This is a genomic window from Variovorax sp. PAMC26660 (assembly GCF_014302995.1).
Taxonomy (GTDB): Bacteria; Pseudomonadota; Gammaproteobacteria; order Burkholderiales; family Burkholderiaceae_C; genus Variovorax.
In genome coordinates, this window is the sequence record NZ_CP060295.1 from 3,333,843 (window position 1) to 3,351,259 (window position 17,417).

Consider the following 17,417-nt stretch of genomic DNA (forward strand, 5'->3'; position numbering starts at 1 on the left):
GCCTGACAGTGAGCCAGATCCAATTCCTTCTCGACAGATTCGCGTCGAAGCCTGAAGCCCCTGCGGTCGTCTTCCGCGGCACCTCCGTCAACTACGGAGAACTGTCCTTCGCCATCGCACAGCAACAAAAGGCGCTTGAGGCCGCAGGCGTGCAGCCCGGCATGCCGGTGATTCTGCGCGGCGACTATTCGGCGCTGGCTGTGAGCATGCTGCTCGCACTCATCGAGCGCTGCTGCATCATCATTCCGTTGACCCCCGAGGCCTATGACAGTCTTGGCGGTTCAATCGACGACGTGGCGCCCGAATGGCTGATCGACGTGTCGACGGCTGAAGCCAGCTTCGAGAAGCTCGTTTCGCGGCCGTTGCCCGATCTCTACAAGATCGTCATTGAGCGCGCCGCGCCCGGCTTGGTGCTTTTCACCTCCGGTTCGTCGGGCAAGCCGAAGGCGGTGGTGCACGATTTCTCCAAGCTGATGGAGAAGTTCCATGCGGTTCGCCCCGCGATGATCACACTCAACTTCCTGCTGTTCGATCACTGGGGTGGCCTTAATACGCTGCTTCACTGTCTGTCGAACCTGTGCCTTATCGTCGTGCCGGCCGGCCGCTCTCCGGAACAGGTGTGTGCCCTTGTAGCTGCCCACCGCATCGAACTGTTGCCGGCGACGCCGAGTTTCCTGAGCATGCTGCTGATCAGCAAGGCCTACCTGGGGCACGACCTCACGTCGCTGAAGCTCATCACCTACGGCGCTGAACCGATGCCCGAGACGACGCTGAGGAACCTGCGCAAGGTGTTCCCCGGCATCGAGCTGCGCCAGACCTACGGAATGATCGAACTGGGCGTGCTGCGCGCCAAGTCGCGCTCTCCTGATTCGTTGTGGGTCAAGCTCGGCGGCGAAGGCTACAACGTGCGCGTGGTCGACGGCATGCTGCAGATCCGTGCCGATTCGGCCATGCTGGGCTACATCAATGCGCCGAGCCCGTTCACGGAAGACGGCTTCCTCATGACGGGCGACCTGGTCGAAACCGACGGCGAATGGATCCGCGTGCTGGGGCGGCAGTCCGACATCATCAATGTCGGCGGCCAGAAGGTGTACCCGGCCGAAGTCGAGGCCGTGCTGCTCGATTGCCCCGAAGTGGCCGATGCCGTGGTGTACGGCGAGCCCAACCCGCTGCTGGGCAAGATCGTCTGCGCGCAGGTCATCCTGCGCGAGGGCTTCGACGAGGCGGCGGCGCGCAGCGGCATCCGCAAGCTGAGCAAGGAGCGGCTGCAGCCGTTCATGATTCCCGCCAAGATCAAGTTCGTGACCGAAATCGCCCAGTCGCACCGGCTCAAGCGCGTACGCGCCAAGTCTTGAACGCGAACCGTCGTGGCATGACCGCAGGCACCGCACTTTTTCTCTTTGCGCATCAGGACGACGAGTTCGGTGTATTCCAGAAGATCCTCGATGAACGGGCCGCCGGCGCGCGGGTGGTTTGCGCGTTCATGACCACGGGCACCGTGGGCGGTGCGTCCCCCGAGGCGCGCAATCGCGAGTCGCTCGCCGTGCTGGAAAAGCTGGGCGTGGGAGCGGACGACGTGATCTTCGCGGGGCAGCAGCTGCAGATCGACGACGGCGCGTTGATGCACCGCCTCGACGATGCCGCGGCCTGGTTGCGCGGCTGGATCAGCGCCTGCCCGTCGTCGCTGCGCGGGCTGTACCTGCCAGCCTGGGAGGGCGGCCATCCCGACCACGATTCATTGCATGCCGTGGGCGTCACCGTCGCGCTGCAGGCGGGGCTGCTGCACCTGGCAAGGCAATCGCCGCTGTACAACGGCTACAAGCGCCCCGGGCAGCTGTTCAACGTCATGCAGCCGCTACCCATGAACGGACCGGTGGAGCCCGTCGCGGTTCCGTGGGGACACCGCATCGCGTTCATGCGCCACTGCCTCAGCTACCCGACGCAGCGCAAGACCTGGATCGGCCTGTTTCCGTTCGTGCTGCTGCACTATGTGTTCGGCGGGCGGGATGCGATGCAGCCGGTGGCTCCCGAGCGGCTGGCTTCGAGGCCGCATGAGGGGGCGCTTTACTATGAGCGGCGTCAGTTCACGACTTGGGCGGAACTCAGTGCCCGGGTCGGTGCTTTTGTGCGCAGTTCCTCCTTGCTGTCGGCTGCAATTTAGTCCTGCCGCCAGTTAAAACGCAGAGCGGCTTCGGTTGTAGCCGGGCAGTTGAAAAAATAGGATAGGGTGCGATGGAGCAAGCAGTTGCCGGGACGTCATTTTTTTGGACAAAAAAATTCCAAGAGAGTGCTGCCTTTGTGATTTTTGCAATTTTAGTCTCTTTGACGTTTGCATTGGCATTTATCCCGTATGCATATCAGGCGGGAGACATTGCGCTTCATATCGAGTACGCGAAAACGATCTGCCACTTTTCGGATATTTCGTCGCCTCATTTCCTGCTGCAGATTTTGCTTATTGGAGTCAATGGTGCGACGGGCATCGGATATGAGGCCGCCACAATTTTAATCATGGCGCTGTGCTATGGTGGTATGGCAGTGATTATTGCAAAGCGACTTCGTCGCGTCGCGCCGCAAGCGAAGCTTGCTGGCGTATTTGCGGTATCCGCATCCGTCCTTGTGGCGTCGCATATTTTTTTGCAGACAGCATTCGTGCATAATTTTTATTATGGCTATGTGTCTCCTGTCGTGTATCACAATCCAACTCAAACACTTTGCAAAATATTTTCTGTTGTCATTGTGTATGCATACTTTGCGCTTTCTTTTGACGAAAGAAAAAGCGCCGCATTGCTGGTAGTTTTGCCTTTGGCCATCGTGCTGTCTGCACTGGCCAAGCCGTCTTTTCTGATAGTTTTCCTACCGTGCGCATTCGCTGTTGAAATTGCTCGAGCGACGCGATCCTCTTGGAGGGAAGTTGCGCGCAATCTTGCGCTCTTCGTCCTGCCAGCATTGATCGTGCTTGTCTTCCAATATCGAATGAATTTTTCGGCTTCTGGCGCAGGCATCGGATTTTCCCCATTCGAGGTATTTGGGGGCGCCAAGGATGTGTTGCTGAAATTTCCTGCATCGATTTTTTTTCCCGTCATCGCCAGCTGGGTTTTGTATAGGGCCGGCGGATTCACGAAAAAACTTGCATTTGCTTGGTTTCTTTATGGCGTCGGAATGTTTGTCGGGTTTTGCATCGTTGAAACCGGCCCTAGGTTAATGCATGGGAATTTTGCTTGGACGGCTCAAGTTGTTACTTTTGTCCTGTACATAGAGAGCGCTATTTCTCTTGGCGCAATTGAATGGAGGAAGGCATTGCCCGCTTGGTGTGCTTTTGGATTGCACGTAATTTTTGGCGCAATCTGGTTCGCGACGCCTTATTTCATGCTCGTTGGGACCTACTGGTGAACATCAGTAACAGATTTGGCATGGGTGCACAAGAGAATTTTTCTGCCAATTCGCCGTTGGCAGCAGAGCGGCTTCTGTTTCTCGACGGCCTTCGCGGTTGGGGTGCCTTGATCGTCCTGATCTATCATGTATTTGTGGATGCATTTCCAATCAATGCGGATGTGACCATCGCGCTTCGGAAATTGTTTTTCTTTAATGGGGTGCTGGCCGTCTGGATATTTTTTCTGGTGTCGGGCCTGTCGATTTCCATCGAATTCTGCCGCCGACGCGATCGGCAGTCGCTGACGAAAATTGCTCTCGGCCGCTATGTGCGGCTGGCAATTCCTGTTCTGTGTGCGACTTTCATCCTGTATCTTTTTTTCGTCACAGGCCTTGTTCTCCCGGCTGAGCAGCGCCTTCCCAACTTTCAAAGCTTCCTGCCTGTCGCGCCGTCGCTTTGGGATGTCATCAGATCCTCCTTGTTCGATACGTTTTTTGATTACAGCTTCAGCAAGGCGTTGATTGGGCCGCTGTGGACCATGTGCTTCGAACTCTGGGGATCGTGTCTTGTTCTCGGCGCGCTCTATGTCGCAGGTCGGCTCGAGCGGCGCATGTTCATCTATGCCGCACTGGCCATCGTGGCGTACTTCATTCATCCCATCTACACGGCATTTGTTTTTGGCCTTGTGCTTGCCGAGATTCATGTGTCGAAATTTCGGTCACGCAGCGCGAGCCTGTGGTCCAAGGCCTCGTTGCTGCTCCTGGTGCCAGGGATCTATGGCGCCAGTCTCCTGCCCCGGGCCGGAAACGATCCGTTCGGCGCCTGTCTGACGGTCGCAACGCTTCTGATCATTCCGTGCATCTTCAACACAACCCTGGCCAGGATGCTTTCTGGCTCCGTGAGTCGCTATCTGGGTCGGATCTCGTTCCCCCTCTACCTCATACACGGGCCGTTGTTGCTCGCCTATGGCAACCGCGCGTACCAATGGATCGACCAGCCGACCGATCTGGAAAAACTCTGGCTGAATCTCTCAATTGCCGCGGTCTGCATCGCCTGCGCAACAGTGCTGACGCCCATCGATCAATGGGGCATTCGCGCCGCGAAGGGGCTCAGGGATTTTTTGATGGCTCGCAAGGAGCGCGCAAGTGTCTTGTTGCCGGAAAAGCCTTGATTACCATGCGGTACGTGCTTGCAGCAGCTTGATGGAGCGTGCCACATCTGCCTCGTCAGCAAAAGCATGTAATGCAGCCTGCTGCACTTCGATGAACTGCACCGCGACCCACCGAGCATCCGGAGGTATTGCTGCAGTGATCGCCGACAAGCGCAAGCCTTCACCCCAGCGCAGGCGGTAAGAGGACTCGAAATATGCCGCCATACCGTTGCGCATCCACGCGTCCATGAAGCTATCGCCGACAAACAGAACCGGGTGTAGCAAGCCTTGGGTGCCTGGTGCGACATGGCTGACATCCGTGTACGGCGATGGCCCTGACACGCTGGCGAAGCCACTTGGCCACTGCCATGTAGGCGTCACGAAGATGGATTTCTCCGATGGGGAGCGCAGCAACGGCATGAATCGGGCGATGCCGCCGCTGTACGAATGCGTTTCGTAGAGCAGTGGATGCGTCCACGTGCTACCCGGAAGTCCTTCGGCCCGGCTCATTGCATCGACAACGCTCTTGGCCACCGGGTAGGCCGCAGGGTCGTTCCAGTGAAAATCGGTGCGATGGAAGATCGGACGAGAGCGCTCCGTCTCTTGCAGGATGGCCGTGCTGTCGATGAACGTCACGTTGGGCACCTGTTTCAACTTGTCGAGCAGGCTGTCGATGCGTCGCAGCGGCGGCCGCTCGGCGACCGAGGTAGGCAGCTTGTCGGGCAAGAATCGGTCACCCAGCAGATTGACGACCATCACCATGCCGATGCCCTTTTGCTGCAAGGCTTCGGCATAGCGCCGTACGCCCTCGACCACTGTGGCCTCGTGGGCCTGGAGGTAGGTGTCGACAATCGGCTTTTCGACGTCCAGCGTGCTGCGGTAGAACAGGTAGCCGTCGCGGCCCACGTGAACCTTGTCGGACACGCGGAACAGACGGTAGTCGATCGTGGCCTTGAGCCGGATCAGCAGCGCCCGAAACCCGAAGTGGTCCGAAAACCAGCTGTTGGTCTGCTGCAGGTAGCGATCCGGGTGCGCCATGCTCGGCGGCGCAGCAAGCGTCCGCTGCTCGTCGATTTCGAGCTCTGGCACGAGCCTCGTCGCCATCTGCAAACCCGGCAGCAGCGTGAGGATCAGGAAGGCCGCGATGAAGATCCGGCGGGTGGCAGTAGAGCGCATCTCAGAAGCGGAAATAGATGAACGGATTGAATCCGTTGGCTGCGATCAGCATGGCCGAGTAGGCGAAGAGGACGAGAGCGCCCAGCGAGAGGACCGGCGCGGCAATCGAGTCGCCTGCGCGTTGCCAGGCGGTGAGCCGCCAGTTTTCGGGCACCAGCACCGCCACGCTACCGATCACCAGAAAGAGCAGCTTGTCGGATGTCAGCACAGACCATGCGGCCGCGGGCGTCTCGCCTGTCGTCACGCCGGCCATGGCCATCAGGTAGTGCCCAGCAACGCCGGCCGACGGCGCCCTGAACAGCACCCAGCCGACCATCACCAGCAGCAGCGTGGTCAGCCAGCCGCTGAAGCCGCGCGGCGTCCAGCCGAACCGGTTCAGCGCCAGCCGCTCGATGACAAGCAGCACGCCGTGGAACAGCCCCCACAGCAAGAAGGTGTAGGCCGCTCCGTGCCACAGGCCGCACAGTACGAACACGATGAGCAGGTTGAGGTACGTGCGCACCGGCCCCGCGCGGTTGCCGCCCAGCGGGATGTACAGGTAGTCGCGGAACCAGCGCGACAGCGTCATGTGCCAGCGCCGCCAGAACTCGGTGATGCTGTGCGACCGATAGGGCTGGTTGAAGTTTTCCGGAAACTTGAACCCCAGCATCCGGCCCATGCCGATCGCCATGTCGGAGTAGCCCGAGAAGTCGAACAGGATCTGCAGCGTGTACGCCAGGATGCCGATCCAGGCGGCGGCGGTGCCGAGCTGGTCGGCCGGCAGCCCGAACATGCGGTCGGCGACTACGCCCACGTTGTCCGCAATGACGATCTTCTTGGCCAGGCCGAGGCAGAAGCGCAGCAGCCCGGCATGCACGTCTTCCAGGCAAACGGGGCGGTGCTGGATGCGGCTCACCAGCTCGCTGTAGCGCACGATCGGCCCGGCGATGAGCTGGGGGAACAGCGTGTGGTACATGCCGAAGTCGACCAGCGTGGGCGCCGGCGGCGCGTCGCGCCGGTAGATGTCGACGATGTACGAGATGCCCTGGAACGTGAAGAACGAAATGCCCGCAGGCAGCACGATGTCGCTGAGCGACCATGACGCGGGCATCTGGAGCGCGGCGGCCGCGTCCAGCGCTGCGCGCTGCATGAAGTTCCAGTACTTGTAGTAGATCAGCGGCACCAGGTTGGCGACCACGCCGACCGCCAGCAAGGCGCGGGCACGGCCGTCGGCAGGCATGCGGTAAAGCGCGTTGCCGATGAGCGCGTTGACGACCACCGACCCCAGCAGAACCACCGACACCAGCCCTGCGTCCACGAAATAGAACGCAAAGCTCGCCAGCATCAGGAACGCGTTGCGCGAGCGTGCGGGGAGAGCGAAATACAGCAGGAACACGATCGGCATGAAGCCGAACAGGAAGCCGGGCGAACTGAAAGTCACTTTGCGTTCTAGCCCTTGAACATGCGACGCGCGGCGCGCAGCGGCTTGGTGATGCGCCAGGACAGCGAATCGGTCATCTGGCGATGGGCCTCTTCGACCTGGGCCAACGCTGCGACCCGCTGTTGGTTTTCCTTCAACAGCACGTCGCGCTCTGAAAGCACGCTGGCCGCGTGACGGTGGTCCTTCTGCAGGGTGCTCAGCTCCTTGTCGACGTTGGCCAACTGGGCGAGCACACGCTCGACGTCCGACGCCTTGGAAGCCAGTTCCAGGCGCGTGCTTTCGAGTTCCCAGCGGCGCAGCACGGACTCTCCCAGGCTGGAGAAGACCTCCTTCACCGCCTTGGCGCCGGGCTGGTCCTTGGGCAGGTCAAGGAGCTTGCGCACTTCCGCCGGCTGGTTGGGACCGACGGCCAGCACGCCCAGGCCTGCCGAGTGATCGAACTCGAAGCCGGGATATTTCTTCGTGACCTCGGCCCAGTATTGCCAGACGCCGAAGTCGCGCTCGCGTACATTGGTGTCGTGGAACAGCACGATGGCGCGGTCCGACAGCTTGGGCAGCCAGCTCTCGAAGTCATGCTTCACGGCCTCGTAGGTGTGGAGCCCGTCGATGTGCAGCAGGTCGACCGAGCCGTCCTCGAAGTAGGTCGTGGCCTCGTCGAAGGTCATGCGCATGAGGCGCGAAAAGCCCGCGAAATGCTTGTCGTTGAACGCAGTCAGGTCGTTGTAGACGCTGTCGCCATAGAAGCCTGCGTGCTCGTCGCCTTGCCAGGTGTCGACCGCATAGCACTTGGTGTTGAGGCCCTCGTTCTGGACAGTCTGGCAGAAGGCCGCGTACGACATGCCGAAGTGCGAGCCCAGCTCGACCAAGATGCGAGGCTGCTGCACGGCGGTGAGCCATGCGCCGAAGGGCACATGCCCAGTCCAGCCGCTGGAGACCAGGCGAAGCGGGCGGATGAACATGGCCAGGTTGGGCTGGACGGCGTCGAGGATCATGGGTTTCTGGCTGTTGTGTGGCTGGAAAAAGCGGGCTCGATTGTGCAGTAGGCCCGGCAAGCGCTATTTCGGCGTCACCGAGAAGCTGCCGACCTTGATCACGGTGCCTGTGAAAAGCTGCTCGATGGCGATTTCATGGTCGCCTTCAGCGCTGAAAAGCGCCGGTGCAAAGGCCGCGGTGATGGCGGTCGGGGAGACCCCGGTCGATGACGCGGGTTTGCCGTCCAGCGTCATCCGGACGTCACCGATGTCGTCCGCGTCGGCAACCTGCACCCAGATGCCGGCGCTGCCGTCCGGCTGTGCATTCGGCACCGTGCCGGCGGATGCTGAGCGCGGTCCCCAATTAAGGATGCGCATCCTTGCGGCACCGGCGGCGAGCTTGGCGAGCTCCTCGGCACTCTTCTGCAGAAATTCGGGCTTGCTGGCGAGCCCCGGGTTGCCCTTGGCAACGAAGAGCTCGAGCTCGGGCTTCAGCGGATTGGGCACGTGCTGGAAGTTGTCGACAAAGTACCGGTACGTCAGCGGATGCGAGTTCTTGAAGCGCGACTGTTCGTCGCCATCGAGTGCCAGGTCGTAGATCAGCGCGAAGCCCGGGTCGGCGGCCTTGATTCGCGCGATTTCCACCTCCTCGAACGCGGCGGGGCGGGGGAACAGCGCATAGATCTCCCACACCGGCGACTTCTGGTCCAGCAGCGCGTAGGCCCCGGGCCATAGCGGCGCAGCGACGAAGTTTCGTCCCCCGGCCGCGTACTGTTTGGCAATCCGGCGGAGGACGTCCACTTCCTTGGCGGTGGCCGGGTCCACGCGCATGCGGCTGGCTGACACCTCGACGTCCACGCAGCGCTCGCTCGAGCGGCATTGCCAACCTGCGTGATAGCCGTACATCGTCAAGACACTGGCCGCGAGCAGCGCGCCCGCGACCCCCCAGCGGGTTCTTGCGCCCGGCTGTGCAAGCGCGAGCGCGAAGCAGCCGACAAGCAGCGGGAAAATCCCGAAAGCCAGGTGATAGAAGTCTGCGCGCGAGAAGGCGTAGTGCGCATAGGGCAGTGCAAGGAACGCGGATGCGGCGAACGCAGGCACCACCGGCTTGCGTTGCCAGCGGTTCCGGACCACCCAGATCAGCGCAACGATGCCGAACACGAGCGTCGCGAGGAAGAACACGCCGAGCATCACGTCGCGCACGATGGCCGCCACCGGTCCTGAAAAGTCGGCGCGCCAGGGCCAGGGCACGGGCAGGCCGATGTTCGTCGCCTTGATTTCGAACAGGAAGCGAATGCCCTCCCAGTATGCCGATGCGAACCCGGGAATCAGCAGCAGCATCGCGACAACGGGCAAAAACCCGAGCGCGACGCCGGCCGCGAACAGCAGCGCTGCGCGCACGAACGCGGGGCCCTGCGTGCGGTGGAGATTCAGCCAGAGGATGGCGGCGCCCGCCGCGGCCAATCCGTACATGCCGTGGTTGCGGCCCATGAAGGCCGAAAAGCCCACGCACACGCCTGCCAGAACGTAGCGACGTGCGGTGGGGGCCTCGATCAGCATCGTCAGTGCGCCGATCAGCAGGATCGATGCACACATGTCCGCCATCTTGAAGTGCGGAATCATCCAGACGGCCAGAGCGATGGATGCGGTGGCGAGATACAGGCGATTTCGGTCCGGCCGGGCACCTCGGGCAATGACCAGCAGGCCGCAGAAGAGCCCCGCCACCTGCAGCACGGCGCCTGAGGCGCGCAACCCGAGCATGCCCGTGTCGCTGCCCCAGAGTCCCATCAGCGCGGCGGACCAGTAGTAGCGGAACGGGTCATAGGCCTGGAAGTCGCGCAGCGGGACCTCGCCGTGCATGACGCGCTGCACGCCGTACCAGAAGAAGCCTTCGTCCCACAGGTTCAGTCCCTTGGCGCCTTCCCAGAGAAAAAGGGCGAGCGCTGTCAGGACGGAGATAGCGACGATCGGAAGCAGCCGGGCTTTGGCGGAAGGAATGGACACGTGCATCTGTGGCGGCTGGCTGGGTCGTGGAACCGCGTGGAGGCCAAGCGCCTCCCGAGGTTTAATTTGTCTCCAAATTGTGTCCGATAATCCCTCGGGGAACTTCGGGGCTGATCTTCCGACGTACGGCCCTGTATTAAGGCAACAACGCAGAAGGGCCGGAGCATTGAAAAAAGTAGCGATCCTGCAGTCGAACTACATCCCGTGGAAAGGCTACTTCGACCTGATCGGCTCAGTCGATGAGTTCATCCTGTACGACGACATGCAGTACACACGCCGCGACTGGCGCAACCGCAACCAGATCAAGACGCCGCAGGGCGTGCAGTGGCTCACGGTGCCGGTGCGCGTCAAGGGCAAGTACGACCAGAAGATCAGGGACACTGAGATCGACGGCAGCGACTGGGCCGCCGCGCACTGGAAGGCGCTCGCGCAAAACTACGCGCGCGCACCACACTTCGTTGAGATCGCCGCCTGGCTCGAGCCTCTCTATCTGGCCGCTTCGTACACCCACCTGTCCGAGCTCAATCGCCGGTTCATCGAAGCGGTCTGCACCTATCTGAGGATCGACACGGTCATCAGCGATTCGCGCGACTACACGCTGGTCGAAGGCAAGACCGAACGCCTGGCCGACCTGTGCGCGCAGGCGGGCGGCACCGAGTACGTGTCGGGCCCGTCCGCCCGCGACTACGTGGACGAAAGCGTCTTCGAGCGCAGCGGCATCCAGCTCACCTGGTTCGACTACGCCGGCTATCCCGAGTACCCCCAGCTGTGGGGCGAGTTCGCGCACGGCGTGACCATGCTTGATCTGCTGTTCAACTGCGGCAAGGATGCGGGTCGCTTCATGAGGCATGCCGGCATATGAAGCTCTCGATCGTTGCAACCCTGTACCAATCCGCGGCCTACATCGACGAGTTCTGCCGCCGCGCGGGAGCCGCCGCGCGGCAACTCGCCGGCGATGATTACGAGATCGTGCTCGTGAACGACGGTTCGCCGGACAACAGCCTCGATGTCGCGGTGCAACTCACGCAGAGAGACAGCCACGTGGTGGTGGTCGACCTGTCGCGCAACTTCGGACACCACAAGGCCATGATGACCGGCCTGTCCGCGGCGCGCGGCGAGCGCGTGTTCCTGATCGACAGCGACCTCGAGGAAGAGCCGGAATGGCTGACCTCGTTCGCGGCCCAGATGGAGGCCGACGCGTCCGACGTGGTCTATGGCGTGCAGGCCGAGCGCCGCGGTGGATTCGTTGAGCAGATGACCGGCACGCTGTTCTACAAGCTTTTCCGCACGCTGACCGGCATCGTGCAGCCGAGCAACATCGTCACGGCGCGGTTGATGACGCGCCGTTATGTCGACGGACTGCTGATGCACGAAGAGCGCGAGCTGAACATCGGCGGCCTGTGGGTGATCACCGGCTTCCGGCAATCGCAGCAGGTCGTTCGCAAGCACGCGACCAGCCCGACAACTTACTCGCTGTCGCGCAAGTTCAGCCACCTCGTGAACGCGATCACCTCGTTCAGCAGCCTGCCGCTGGTTTTCACGTTCTATTCGGGGCTGCTGATTTCGGCTTCGGCGCTGCTCTACATCGTCTATCTGTCGCTGCGCTATCTCTTGGGTGCGGCGCCGCCCAGCGGCTACACCTCGATCGTTGCGTCGATCTGGCTGTTTTCGGGCCTCATCGTTTTCTTCCTTGGGGTCCAGGGCATCTACATCGCGAAAATATTCTCCGAGGTGAAGCGCCGGCCCTACACCATCGTGCGGCAGGTCTTCGCTCATCCCGACAGGGCAGGCAAGCAGATATGAGCAATGTCGATCGTTTCGTCCCATCTGCTTCTTACGGGCTGTTGGACCGCACACCGGAAGGCTCCCCTGCGGACCAGGCGGCCGAGCAGGTTCGCCACCTCGGGTATGCGCTGCTCGATGCCGGCTATGCGCCGGCAGAGCTTCGGGGTATTTCCGATGCTTTCGAGAGTGCGCGCAAGACGTACATCGAAACGCACGGAGAGGCTCGGCTGCGAAGCCTGGACGAGTTCTACACCGTCCGGTCGGTGCTGACCCAGCCCGCGGGAAAGGAGACCTTTCTCGCACTCGCGCTCAACCCGAATCTCATGGCGGTGTTGAAGCAGTTGATACAGGGAAAGTTCATCCTCAACCAGCAGAACGGTATCGTGAACCCTCCGCAGGAGGGCTACAACCAGAGCGCATGGCACCGCGACTTGCCTTATCAGCACTTCGTTTCGTCGAGGCCATTGGCGATCAATGCGCTCTTCTGTGTCGACGACTTCACCTTCGACAACGGCGCCACATTCGTGCTTCCCGCGTCGCACAAGGCCGAGCCCTTTCCTTCTCGCTCCCATGTGGAGCGCAATGCCACGCAGATCGAGGCCAAGGCGGGCTCGTTCATCCTGCTCGACTGCATGATGTTTCACGCGGGTGGCTTCAACAAGACGAATGTTGCACGCCGGGCTGTGAATCACGTCTTCAACATTCCGTATTTCAAGCAGCAGATCAATCTCCCGTCGAACATCGATGGAGCGAACCTGTCTGCCGAGGCACGGGACATTCTCGGGTTCGGCGACGTGGAGCCCGCCTCGGTGGGGGCTTATCTCTCCAGCCGCGAGTCAAAAAAATCATGACCTATCTTCTCGTCGGAGGACCATAAAAATGGCCGTCTTGCCTCCCGGAACACTTTTGCAGCTGATGTATCTGAAAGAGCGCTTGCGCAGTGTTCAGGCAGGTCGATTCATCGAGATCGGCCCTGGCAGCGGCGAGATCACGCGCCTGTTGCTCGATCATGGATGGACGGGTTCGTCGTACGACCTCGAAAGCCGCACGATCGACAGCCTGAAGCAACGCTTTTCTTCGGAGATATCAGGCGGGCGTTTCATGCCCGTCAACCATGACTTCCTGCAGGCCCCGGCAGACCAGGTTGGAAAGGCCGACCTCGTCATTTCATGCATGGTGATGGAACACATGGACGATCAGGGGCAGCATGCGTTCATGCACAAGGCTCTGCAGGTGCTCCAGCCGCAGGGCGCAATGATTGGCATCGTGCCGGGATCGCCAGCGCACTGGGGCATCGAGGATGACATTGCAGGACATTGCCGGCGCTACACCCGCACGGCCATCAAGGAACTGGTTTCCGAGAGTGGCTGGAAACTCAAGCATGTCGCGGGCCTCACCTTCCCGATATCCAATTTCCTGTTGCCTGTTTCCAATTACCTGGTCAACAGGGCGGAGCGCGCCAAGCTGAATCTTTCGCTGGTCGATCGCACCAAGGCGTCGGGTCGCCGACAGGTCGCGTTCAAGACGCACTTTCCTTCCTTGCTCGGTGTGGTGCTGAATCCCGTCACCATGTTCCCGGCCTTTCTCATCCAAAAGCTCTTCGCCCGCTCCGAGCGCGCGCTGGTGCTTTATTTCGAAGCCAGCCCTGCAACACGGGCGCAAGACAAATGACGTCCGACTCCCGCCAAGCGCTGCTCTCCGAAGTTGCCGACTACTACACCGGCAAGCTGGCCGAGCACGGTGAGAGCCCGCGTGGCGTCGACTGGAACGGTGAAGAAGGCCAGGTGCTTCGCTTCGAGCAACTGTGCAAAGTCATCGCCGCAGATGGTCCGTTTTCTCTCAATGATCTGGGCTGCGGATATGGTGCCCTGTGCGACTTTCTGGTGCCCCGGTACAAGGCGTTCGAGTACACAGGTATCGATGTGTCCGAAGCCATGGTGCGTGCGGCCGAGCAGCGTCACCAAGGCAAGCTGAACGCGCGCTTTGTCGTTGCAAGCGAAGCCGACCGGGTGGCCGACTACAGCGTGGCCAGCGGCATTTTCAACGTGCGAATGGGCCGGTCCGATGCCGAGTGGCAGGCTTATGCGGAAGCGATGCTCGATACGCTGGATCGAGCGAGCGCCAAGGGCTTCGCATTCAACTGCCTGACTTCCTATTCGGACAAGGACAGGATGCGCCTCGATCTCTACTACGCAGACCCGCTTGCATTGTTCGATCTGTGCAAGCGCCGGTACTCGCGCAACGTCGCATTGATGCACGACTACGGCTTGTATGAATTCACGATGATCGTGCGGAAGACACCATGAAAAAAACGAAGAAGCTCGTCATCTTCGGTTGCGGCGATATCGGGCAGCTCGCGCACTATTACTTCAGCTCGGACTCCGGGTACGAGGTTGTGGCTTTCACCGTCGACGCGGCCTTCGTGCCCGGCCCCGAGTTCTGCGGTCTTCCGGTGGTGCCGTTCGAAGAACTGGCCGCTCGTCATTCGCCGGGCGATGTCGAGGTGTTCGTGGCGCTCAGCTACTCGAAGCTCAACGCGGTGCGAAAGGAAAAGTACCTCGGCGTCAAGGCGCTGGGGTATTTGCTCGCGAGCTTTGTCAGTTCCCGTGCGACCGTGCTCAATCAGGGGCGCATCGGCGAGAACTGCTTCATCTTCGAGGACAACACGATCCAGCCCTTTGTCACGATAGGCAACAACGTGACCCTGTGGAGCGGCAATCACATCGGCCACCACTCGGTGATCGGCGATCACTGTTTCATCGCTTCTCATGTGGTGGTATCGGGCGGCGTCGAGATCGCTGAGCAGTGCTTCATCGGCGTGAATGCGACGCTGCGCGATCACGTCAAGGTCGGTGCGCGCTGCGTGATCGGCGCTGGCGCGCTGCTGCTGGCCGACGCGGAGTCGGAGGGCGTGTACATCGGCGCGGCGACCGAGCGCTCGAAGGTGCCTAGCACGAGGCTGCGGGGTATATGACGCATCACTGGCAAAAGCTCGGCCTGCTCTACTGCCCGTCCGGCGATCGGCGCCACCCCAAGCTCCTGTCGCACGCAGCCAATCCGCTGCCGGTGCACATGAAGGGAGATGTCTACCGTGTCTATTTCAGCGGACGCGATGCGCTCCAGCGTTCCTCGGTGGGCGCGGTGGATGTCGACATCGTCCAGCGCCGGGTGGTGAAAGAGCACGCGGAACCGGTTTTCGAACATGGGCCGGCGGGAAGTTTCTATGCGGACGGTGTCAGCGTTGGCAACTGCTACGACACCGCTGGCCGTAAGCACATGCTTTTCATGGGTTGGCAAAACCCGCCGGACGCTCATTGGCGCGGCGATATCGGGCGGTTGCAGGTCGGCGAAGACTTCGGTTTGACGATGGTCGATGCGGCGCCTTTGCTCGCGTCCGACGCGACCGATCCGCTGAGCCTCTCCTACCCGTGGGTGATGCGAACTGGCCAGGATGCGCGTTTCGACATGTGGTATGGCTCCACCCTGAACTGGGACGCAGGCAATGGCGAGATGCTTCACGTCATTCAACATGCCAGTTCCGCCGATGGCGAGCGCTGGGAAAAGGATGGGCTGGCGGTGCCTTTCGAGATCGGCGTGGCGCAAGCCTATTCGAGGCCGACCGTGGTCCGGGATGCGCAAGGGCTCCACATGTGGTTCTCTTATCGCGGCAAGGTCGGCCAGACGTATCGCATCGGGTATGCCTTCTGCCCGACGGGCGGCAACTGGGAGCTTCGGCTTGCGGACACGGGCATTGACGTTTCGAGCGAGGGCTGGGATTCCGAAATGATCGAATATCCCTTCGTGTTCGAGCATGACGGCCTGCGCTACATGCTCTACAACGGCAATGGATATGGCCGCAGCGGCTTCGGTCTTGCGGTTGCAGGCCGTGAATGAATTTCGATGGGCCGCGATCCGAACATCGGCGGGGCAGTTGTTGCGCTACGGCTTGCTGGGGTTGGCCACCAACATTGCGGGCTTCCTTGTCTATTTGCTTGTGACGCATCTGGGGGCGCCGCCAGCGGCCACCATGAGCTTCTTCTATGTGATCGGCGCGATCCTGGGGTTCTGGGGCAACAAGCGCCTGACGTTTGCGCACCAGGGCGGTGTTCTGGCGAGCGGCATGCGCTATGTGCTTGCGCATGCGGTGGGCTACTGCCTGAATCTGTCGCTGCTTCTGGTCTTTGTCGGCAAGCTGGGCTATCCGCATCAATGGGTTCAGGGAGCGGCGATCCTGATCGTCGCCGGCTACCTGTTCCTCGCATTCAAGTTTTTTGTTTTCAAGAACCCGGAGCGCGAATGACGCGCGGGGCAGCAAGGAAATCGACCGTATGAACGACCAACGCATCCCCTTCAACTGGCCGCACATGACCGGCAAGGAACTCTTCTACATCGCGGAGGCCCACTTCAATGGCCGCCTTGCGGGAGACGGCCCATTCACCAAGCGTTGCCATGCCTGGCTCGAGGAGCGTACCGGCTGCTCGAAGGCGCTGCTCACGCATTCATGCACCGCCGCGCTGGAGATGGGCGCGTTGTTGTTGGACATCAAACCTGGTGACGAGATCATCATGCCGTCCTACACCTTCGTGTCGACGGCCAATGCATTCGTGCTGCGCGGCGGGGTGCCGGTGTTCGTCGACATCCGCGAGGACACGCTGAACCTCGACGAAAGGCTCATCGAGTCGGCCATCACGCCGCGCACGAAGGCGATTGCGCCGGTGCACTACGCTGGCGTTGCGTGCGAAATGGATGAAATCATGGCCATCGCCGCACGGCACGACCTCAAGGTCGTCGAAGACGCGGCCCAGGGGGTGATGTCGACCTATAAAGGCCGCGCGCTGGGCTCCATCGGGCACTTTGGAGCCTACAGCTTCCACGAGACCAAGAACGTGATTTCGGGCGAGGGCGGCGCGTTGCTCGTGAATGACCCGGGGGCGGCGCTGCGAGCCGAAGTCATCCGCGAAAAGGGCACCGATCGCAGCCGTTTCTTCCGCGGCGAGGTCGACAAGTACACGTGGCAGGAGGTGGGTTCGTCGTTCCTGCCGGGCGAACTGATCGCCGCGTTCCTGTGGGCCCAGTTCGAAGAAGCCGACCGCGTCACGCAGGCGCGTCTCGCGGCATGGGACCGCTACAACACGACGCTCGAGCCACTGGAGCGCCGGGGCGTGTTGCGCCGGCCGATCGTTCCCGAGCATTGCGTCCACAACGGACACATGTATTACGTCCTGCTTGCAGACGGTTTCGACCGGCAGCGACTTCTTGACGACTTCAGGAAAGAAGGCATCAATTCGGTGTTCCACTATGTGCCGCTGCATTCGTCGCCTGCCGGCCGGCGATACGGACGGACCCATGGCGGCGACACGCTGGGCGTTACCGATTCGCAGTCGGAGCGGCTGGTTCGCCTCCCATTGTGGGTGGGGTTGACCGAGCAGCAGCAGGACAGAGTGGTTGCAGTGCTGGAAGCCATGCTGAAGTAACCCTGACCGTTGGGCGTTTTGGGAAACTGTTGTGGAAACGCCATTGCGGAATTTTTAGGCGCCTGCC

Annotated in this window: 17 protein-coding genes; 13 read left to right on the forward strand and 4 right to left on the reverse strand. The window is 61.3% G+C overall.

Annotated features, from left to right (window positions below):
* The first annotated feature begins 8 nt into the window (after positions 1-8).
* The 4 genes from H7F35_RS15890 (at position 9) to H7F35_RS15905 (ending at position 4,541) form a co-directional block, all read left to right on the forward strand.
* Positions 9-1,355, forward strand: a complete 1,347-nt coding sequence (locus tag H7F35_RS15890; protein ID WP_222622027.1) for an ANL family adenylate-forming protein — start codon at positions 9-11, stop codon at positions 1,353-1,355.
* A 17-nt stretch (positions 1,356-1,372) separates the two neighbouring features.
* Entirely contained in the window at positions 1,373-2,161 is a 789-nt protein-coding gene (locus H7F35_RS15895; protein ID WP_187113775.1) for a PIG-L deacetylase family protein, read from the forward strand.
* A 71-nt stretch (positions 2,162-2,232) separates the two neighbouring features.
* Complete coding sequence (locus tag H7F35_RS15900) at positions 2,233-3,390, forward strand: hypothetical protein (RefSeq protein ID WP_187113776.1); 1,158 nt, start codon at positions 2,233-2,235, stop codon at positions 3,388-3,390.
* 20 nt (positions 3,391-3,410) lie between these two features.
* A complete protein-coding gene (locus H7F35_RS15905) occupies positions 3,411-4,541 on the forward strand; it encodes an acyltransferase family protein (protein ID WP_187113777.1) in 1,131 nt (376 codons plus the stop codon).
* On the opposite strand, the gene H7F35_RS15910 is transcribed toward H7F35_RS15905, so the two are convergent.
* The 4 genes from H7F35_RS15910 to H7F35_RS15925 form a co-directional block, all read right to left on the reverse strand.
* Positions 4,542-5,696 carry an alginate O-acetyltransferase AlgX-related protein gene (locus H7F35_RS15910; protein ID WP_187113778.1) on the reverse strand — a complete coding sequence of 385 codons (1,155 nt, stop codon included), beginning with the start codon at positions 5,694-5,696 and terminating at the stop codon, positions 4,542-4,544.
* Position 5,697: 1 nt separating this feature from the next.
* On the reverse strand, positions 5,698-7,116 hold the full coding sequence (locus H7F35_RS15915; RefSeq protein ID WP_187113779.1) for an MBOAT family O-acyltransferase: 1,419 nt from the start codon (positions 7,114-7,116) through the stop codon (positions 5,698-5,700).
* Between the two features lie 8 nt (positions 7,117-7,124).
* Positions 7,125-8,108, reverse strand: a complete 984-nt coding sequence (locus H7F35_RS15920) for a class I SAM-dependent methyltransferase (protein ID WP_222622028.1) — start codon at positions 8,106-8,108, stop codon at positions 7,125-7,127.
* Positions 8,109-8,171: 63 nt separating this feature from the next.
* The gene (locus H7F35_RS15925) at positions 8,172-10,091 is read right to left on the reverse strand and encodes a hypothetical protein (protein WP_187113780.1); all 1,920 of its coding nucleotides are present in this window, start codon (positions 10,089-10,091) and stop codon (positions 8,172-8,174) included.
* A gap of 166 nt (positions 10,092-10,257) precedes the next feature.
* Here H7F35_RS15925 and H7F35_RS15930 point away from each other — a divergent pair, with 166 nt between their 5' ends.
* From H7F35_RS15930 to rffA, 9 genes are read left to right on the forward strand one after another with little or no spacing between them, the layout of a single operon-like run.
* Entirely contained in the window at positions 10,258-10,953 is a 696-nt protein-coding gene (locus H7F35_RS15930; RefSeq protein ID WP_187113781.1) for a WbqC family protein, read from the forward strand.
* Positions 10,950-11,894, forward strand: coding sequence for a glycosyltransferase family 2 protein (locus H7F35_RS15935; protein WP_187113782.1), 945 nt, complete (start codon positions 10,950-10,952; stop codon positions 11,892-11,894). The genes H7F35_RS15930 and H7F35_RS15935 overlap by 4 nt, the downstream gene beginning before the upstream one ends.
* Complete coding sequence (locus H7F35_RS15940; protein ID WP_187113783.1) at positions 11,891-12,727, forward strand: phytanoyl-CoA dioxygenase family protein; 837 nt, start codon at positions 11,891-11,893, stop codon at positions 12,725-12,727. Before H7F35_RS15935 ends, H7F35_RS15940 begins: the two co-directional genes overlap by 4 nt.
* A 28-nt stretch (positions 12,728-12,755) precedes the next feature.
* Positions 12,756-13,547, forward strand: coding sequence for a class I SAM-dependent methyltransferase (locus tag H7F35_RS15945; RefSeq protein ID WP_187113784.1), 792 nt, complete (start codon positions 12,756-12,758; stop codon positions 13,545-13,547).
* The gene (locus H7F35_RS15950; protein ID WP_187113785.1) at positions 13,544-14,182 is read left to right on the forward strand and encodes a class I SAM-dependent methyltransferase; all 639 of its coding nucleotides are present in this window, start codon (positions 13,544-13,546) and stop codon (positions 14,180-14,182) included. The genes H7F35_RS15945 and H7F35_RS15950 overlap by 4 nt, the downstream gene beginning before the upstream one ends.
* Positions 14,179-14,850 carry an acetyltransferase gene (locus tag H7F35_RS15955; protein WP_187113786.1) on the forward strand — a complete coding sequence of 224 codons (672 nt, stop codon included), beginning with the start codon at positions 14,179-14,181 and terminating at the stop codon, positions 14,848-14,850. The genes H7F35_RS15950 and H7F35_RS15955 overlap by 4 nt, the downstream gene beginning before the upstream one ends.
* Positions 14,847-15,770 (forward strand): hypothetical protein, encoded by a 924-nt coding sequence (locus H7F35_RS15960; RefSeq protein ID WP_187113787.1) that lies wholly within the window; start codon positions 14,847-14,849, stop codon positions 15,768-15,770. Before H7F35_RS15955 ends, H7F35_RS15960 begins: the two co-directional genes overlap by 4 nt.
* A complete protein-coding gene (locus tag H7F35_RS15965) occupies positions 15,727-16,176 on the forward strand; it encodes a GtrA family protein (protein WP_187113788.1) in 450 nt (149 codons plus the stop codon). The genes H7F35_RS15960 and H7F35_RS15965 overlap by 44 nt, the downstream gene beginning before the upstream one ends.
* Positions 16,177-16,204: 28 nt before the next feature.
* Positions 16,205-17,350, forward strand: a complete 1,146-nt coding sequence (gene rffA, locus H7F35_RS15970) for a dTDP-4-amino-4,6-dideoxygalactose transaminase (RefSeq protein WP_187113789.1) — start codon at positions 16,205-16,207, stop codon at positions 17,348-17,350.
* Positions 17,351-17,417: the final 67 nt, after the last annotated feature.